The 4,927-nt window shown below is 34.5% G+C and carries 4 protein-coding genes and 1 pseudogene; all 5 read left to right on the forward strand.

Annotated features, from left to right (window positions below):
- Positions 1-416, forward strand: a pseudogene (locus ACI32A_RS09165) (carbohydrate ABC transporter substrate-binding protein); the annotation flags it as partial.
- Positions 417-477: 61 nt separating this feature from the next.
- Positions 478-1,398, forward strand: coding sequence for a carbohydrate ABC transporter permease (locus ACI32A_RS09170; protein ID WP_439754756.1), 921 nt, complete (start codon positions 478-480; stop codon positions 1,396-1,398).
- Positions 1,398-2,279, forward strand: a complete 882-nt coding sequence (locus tag ACI32A_RS09175) for a carbohydrate ABC transporter permease (protein ID WP_439754757.1) — start codon at positions 1,398-1,400, stop codon at positions 2,277-2,279. The genes ACI32A_RS09170 and ACI32A_RS09175 overlap by 1 nt, the downstream gene beginning before the upstream one ends.
- A 1-nt stretch (position 2,280) precedes the next feature.
- The gene (gene malQ / locus ACI32A_RS09180; RefSeq protein ID WP_439754758.1) at positions 2,281-3,768 is read left to right on the forward strand and encodes a 4-alpha-glucanotransferase; all 1,488 of its coding nucleotides are present in this window, start codon (positions 2,281-2,283) and stop codon (positions 3,766-3,768) included.
- A gap of 17 nt (positions 3,769-3,785) precedes the next feature.
- Positions 3,786-4,898, forward strand: a complete 1,113-nt coding sequence (locus tag ACI32A_RS09185) for an ABC transporter ATP-binding protein (RefSeq protein ID WP_439754759.1) — start codon at positions 3,786-3,788, stop codon at positions 4,896-4,898.
- The last annotated feature ends 29 nt before the right edge of the window (positions 4,899-4,927 follow it).

Below are 4,927 nucleotides of genomic sequence, written 5' to 3' on the forward strand. Positions count from 1 at the left end.
TTCCTATTTATACAGGTGTTGAAGGAGAAGAAAACCAGGGATTATGTTCTGGTACAGAAAACTGCTGGGCAGTTAATAAAAATGCTTCTGAAGAAGATATCAACGCAACAATTGATTTCATGACTTGGCTGGTTACTTCTGAAAAAGGAACAACTATGATGGCTGAACAATTTGGTGAAATTCCTTATAAACAAGCTGCTGAAAATAAAAACGTATTCTTCCAGGCTGCAAAAGCTTGTATCGATGAAGGTAAATATTCTGTTTCATGGGCATTTAACTATACTCCAAATGTTGATCAATGGCGTGCCGGATTAGTATCTGCTATGAATCAATATGACAATGGTGGTTCTTGGGACGATGTTGTTGCTGCATTCGTAGATGGATGGGCTACTCAATATAAAGCTGCTCAAGAATAAATTAAAATATTCAATGAGGGATGAATGAATCATTCATCCCTTTTTTTAAAAAGGAGACGTTATGAAGAAGAAAAAAATACATGATAGTGCAACGGTAAATTCGAAATTGATTCGTAAACCGATTGAACGTTGTTTTCTTGTTTTCCTGGCTCCAACTTTAGCTGCATTTACAATTGGATTTGTATATCCATTTTTAAAAGGATTTTATTTATCATTTTGTAAATTCCAAACGACTTCCAATGCGACTTTTGTTGGAATTCAAAACTATATTAATGCCATGAATGATCCATCTTTTACACACGCATTCTGGTATACGGCACTGTATGCCATTGTTTCTTTGTTGTTAATCAATGTCATTGCCTTTGTCATTGCTTATTTTTTAACACAAGGAATTAAGGGAGCCAATATTTTCCGTACCGTATTCTTTATGCCAAATTTAATTGGTGGAATTGTTTTAGGATATATTTGGAGCATGATTTTTAATGGAATTCTTTCTCGCTATGGAACATCCATTTTAATGGAAACAAAATATGGATTCTGGGGTTTGATTATTTTAATGTGCTGGCAGCAAATTGGATATATGATGATTATTTATATTGCCGGTTTACAAGCAATTCCTCAAGATATGATGGAAGCCGCTAAAATTGATGGAGCCAATCGTATTCAGACATTATTCCATATCACAATTCCAAATGTGATGCCTTCTATTACAATTTGTATGTTTTTATCTTTGACCAACGCATTTAAGTTATTTGATCAGAACCTGGCTTTAACCGGTGGACAGCCATATAATTTCTTGCCAGGAGGAGAAGTTGTTCGAACAACCGAAATGCTGGCCTTAAATATATATAATACATTCTATGGACAAAATACATCGGCACGTGGAACAGCACAAGCCAAAGCTGTCATTTTCTTTATTCTAGTTGCGGCGATTTCCATTGCGCAATTAAGTGCAACACGTAAGAAGGAGGTGCAACAATAATGGCAAAAGAAAAGAAAATAAAAGGAAGTGGACAATCCGTTGGATCGGATAAAACATTAAAAATGAGTTTAACAGTCATTTTTAGTTTTATTTCCATTGTCTATGTTTTACCTGTATTCTTTGTATTGTTGAACTCTTTTAAAGCCAATACATATGTTAAAACACGTACTTTTGCCTGGCCAGATTCTGAAACATTTGTTGGATGGGCCAACTATATCAAAGGATTTACATTTGGAAATTATCCATTCTTAAAATCTGTCTGGTATTCTGTATTTATCACCATTGCTTCTACGATACTTATTTTATTATGTACATCGATGGCAGCCTGGTTCATTGCACGTGTTAATAATTTATTCTGTAAAATTTGTTACTATTTGTTTGTATTCTCAATGGTTGTACCATTTCAAATGCTGATGTTTACACTGGCAAAAACAGCTGATACACTTCATTTAAATACACCATATACAATTCCTATTATTTATTTGGGATTCGGAGCTGGTTTAGCAGTCTTCATGTTTTCGGGATTCATCAAAAGTATTCCATTAGAAATAGAAGAAGCCGCTGCCATTGATGGATGTGGACCTATTCGTACATTCTTTAGTGTTGTTCTTCCAATGTTAAAGTCAACGATGATTTCAACAGGTATTCTGGAAATCATGTGGGTTTGGAATGACTATTTACTTCCTTATCTTGTATTGGATCGAACAAAATATATGACAATTCCAATTCATATTCAATATTTACAAGGAAGCTATGGATCTGTGGATTTAGGTGCCATTATGGCTTTAATAACATTAAGTATTATTCCAATTATTATTTTCTATTTAACATGTCAAAAATATATTATAGCAGGTGTAGCCGCTGGAGCTGTTAAAGGTTAATATGAATCGGAGTAGTGGAATTTTAATGCCAATCTTTTCGCTTCCTTCTAATTATGGAATAGGAACGATTGGAAAAGCTGCTTATGAATTTGTTGATTTTTTATACAAAGCCAATCAAAAATATTGGCAAATTCTTCCTGTTGGATCCATCAGCTATGGAAACTCACCTTATCAAAGTTTTTCTTCCTTTGCGGGAAACCCATATTATGTGGATTTAGATATGTTAATTGAAGAAGGACTTCTATTAAAAAGTGAAGTAGAATCCATTACCTGGTCAAAAAAAGAAGACCAAGTAGACTATGGTTTGATTTATCAACATCGCTTTGATGTTCTTTATAAAGCCTATAAAAGAGGCATAAAAAAAGATCGAAGTGCATTTGATCAATTTGAAAAAGAAAAATTATGGCTGGAAGATTATGCTTTATTCATGGCTTTAAAACGACACTTTCATATGAAAGCCTGGTCAACGTGGCCAGAAGATATTCGTTTACATCAAAAAGAAGCATGCATCAAATATAAAAAAGAGCTAAAAGATGATGTTCAATTTTTTAAATATATTCAGTTTTTGTTCTTCAAACAATGGAACCAGTTAAAAGATTATGCCCATTCAAAAGACATTGAAATAATCGGTGATATACCTGTTTATGTAGCTTTAGACTCAGCTGACGTATGGAGCGAACCACAATGGTTTTATTTAGACGAAAACAATGTCCCTATTGAAGTGGCAGGTTGTCCACCAGATTCATTTAGTGCGGATGGACAATATTGGGGTAATCCATTGTATCGATACGATGCTATGCAAAGAGATGGCTATGGATGGTGGATTCGAAGAGTGGATGGAGCGTTCCAATTATATGACGTTGTTCGTATTGATCATTTCCGTGGCTTTGAATCGTATTGGGCTATTCCATATGGTGCCAAGAGTGCAAAAGAAGGACAATGGAAAAAAGGACCTGGTATGTCATTGATTGGAGTATTGACATCGTGGTTCTATGGAAAATCATTCATTGCGGAAGATTTAGGAGCATTGACTCCAGAAGTTATTCAAATGGTTAAAGATTCTGGTTTACCAGGTATGAAAATCTTATTGTTTGCTTTTGATTCAAGAGAAACAGTCAGTTATATTCCTCATACTTATATTAATAATTGCGTATGTTACATTGGAACCCATGATAATCAAACATGTCTTCAATGGCTAGATGAACAAGACCAAAATGATGTAGAATACGCTAAACAATATATGCATCTTACAAAAGAAGAAGGATACGTTTGGGGAATGGTGCGTACAGGAATGGCATCGGTAGCAAATTTATTTGTTTGTCAGATGCAAGATTATTTAGAACTTGGTAAAGAAGCACGTATCAATTTACCTGGTTCCAGTGAAAATAACTGGCAGTGGCGAATGAAAAAAGGACAAAATACTGCATCTTTAGCCCATAAAATAGCAGATTACACAAAACTTTATGGTAGAGCTTGTCATAAAGATTAGAATGGAGGAAATACAAAATGTCAGGACTGTCTTTACGACATGTAAAAAAAGTATATCCAAATGGCTATGAAGCTGTTCAGGATTTTAACTTGGAAATAGAAGATAAAGAATTTATCATTTTTGTTGGGCCTTCTGGTTGCGGTAAATCAACGACTTTACGTATGATTGCCGGCTTAGAAGAAATCAGTAGTGGGGAAATGTATATTGACGGGAAATTGGTCAATGACATTGAACCAAAAGACCGTGATATTGCCATGGTTTTCCAAAGCTATGCGCTATATCCGCATATGACTGTGCGTGAAAATATGGCATTTAGTTTGAAAATTAAAAAAACACCAAAAGATCAGATTGATAAAGCTGTGAATGAAGCTGCTAAAATTTTGGATTTAGAAGAATTGATGGATCGAAAGCCAAAAGCTTTATCAGGAGGACAAAGACAACGTGTTGCCATGGGACGTGCTATTGTACGTCATCCAAAAGTATTCTTAATGGATGAACCATTATCCAATCTGGATGCTAAATTACGTGGACAAATGCGTGTTGAAATTTCCAGACTTCATCAAAGATTAGGAGCAACTATTATTTATGTTACCCATGACCAGACCGAAGCCATGACTTTGGGAACACGAATTGTTGTTATGAGTAAAGGAAAAGTGGAACAAATTGATACACCACAAAATTTATATAACTATCCAGATAATATGTTTGTAGCGGGATTTATTGGATCGCCTCAAATGAATTTCTTAGATGCACAATGCATTGAAAAGAATGGTCAAATTATTCTTCAATTAGGGCAATATCCAATTGTAATTCCAGAAAACAAAGCCAAAGTCTTAAAAGAACAAGGCTATGTTGGAAAAACAGTGGTTTTGGGAATTCGTCCTGAAGATATTTATGTAGACGATGTTTCAAAAGATAAATATGCCAATTCCAAAATACAATCTGAAATACGTGTCTATGAATTATTGGGGGCTGAAGTTTGTTTACATTTTGATTTCCAAGGCGTAACAATGACAGCTCGTGTTGAAGCGGATACGCCTTATCGAAATGGAGATACAACAGAATTTATGTTTGATCCAGAAAAAATTCATATATTCGATAAAGATACAGAAAAAACAATCACAAATTAGAATCAGTGTATAACTGATTCTATTTTTTT

Origin of the sequence: Floccifex sp. (assembly GCF_051873555.1) — a bacterium.
Classification (GTDB): Bacteria; Bacillota_I; Bacilli_A; order Erysipelotrichales; family Erysipelotrichaceae; genus Floccifex.

What these genes read in the sequence shown, in the direction of transcription:
- ACI32A_RS09175 (WP_439754757.1), top strand. Translation starts at nt 1,398, where the DNA reads ATGGCAAAAGAAAAGAAAATAAAAGGAAGTGGACAATCCGTTGGATCG.
- ACI32A_RS09170 (WP_439754756.1), top strand. Translation starts at nt 478, where the DNA reads ATGAAGAAGAAAAAAATACATGATAGTGCAACGGTAAATTCGAAATTG.
- ACI32A_RS09185 (WP_439754759.1), top strand. Translation starts at nt 3,786, where the DNA reads ATGTCAGGACTGTCTTTACGACATGTAAAAAAAGTATATCCAAATGGC.
- malQ (WP_439754758.1), top strand. Translation starts at nt 2,281, where the DNA reads ATGAATCGGAGTAGTGGAATTTTAATGCCAATCTTTTCGCTTCCTTCT.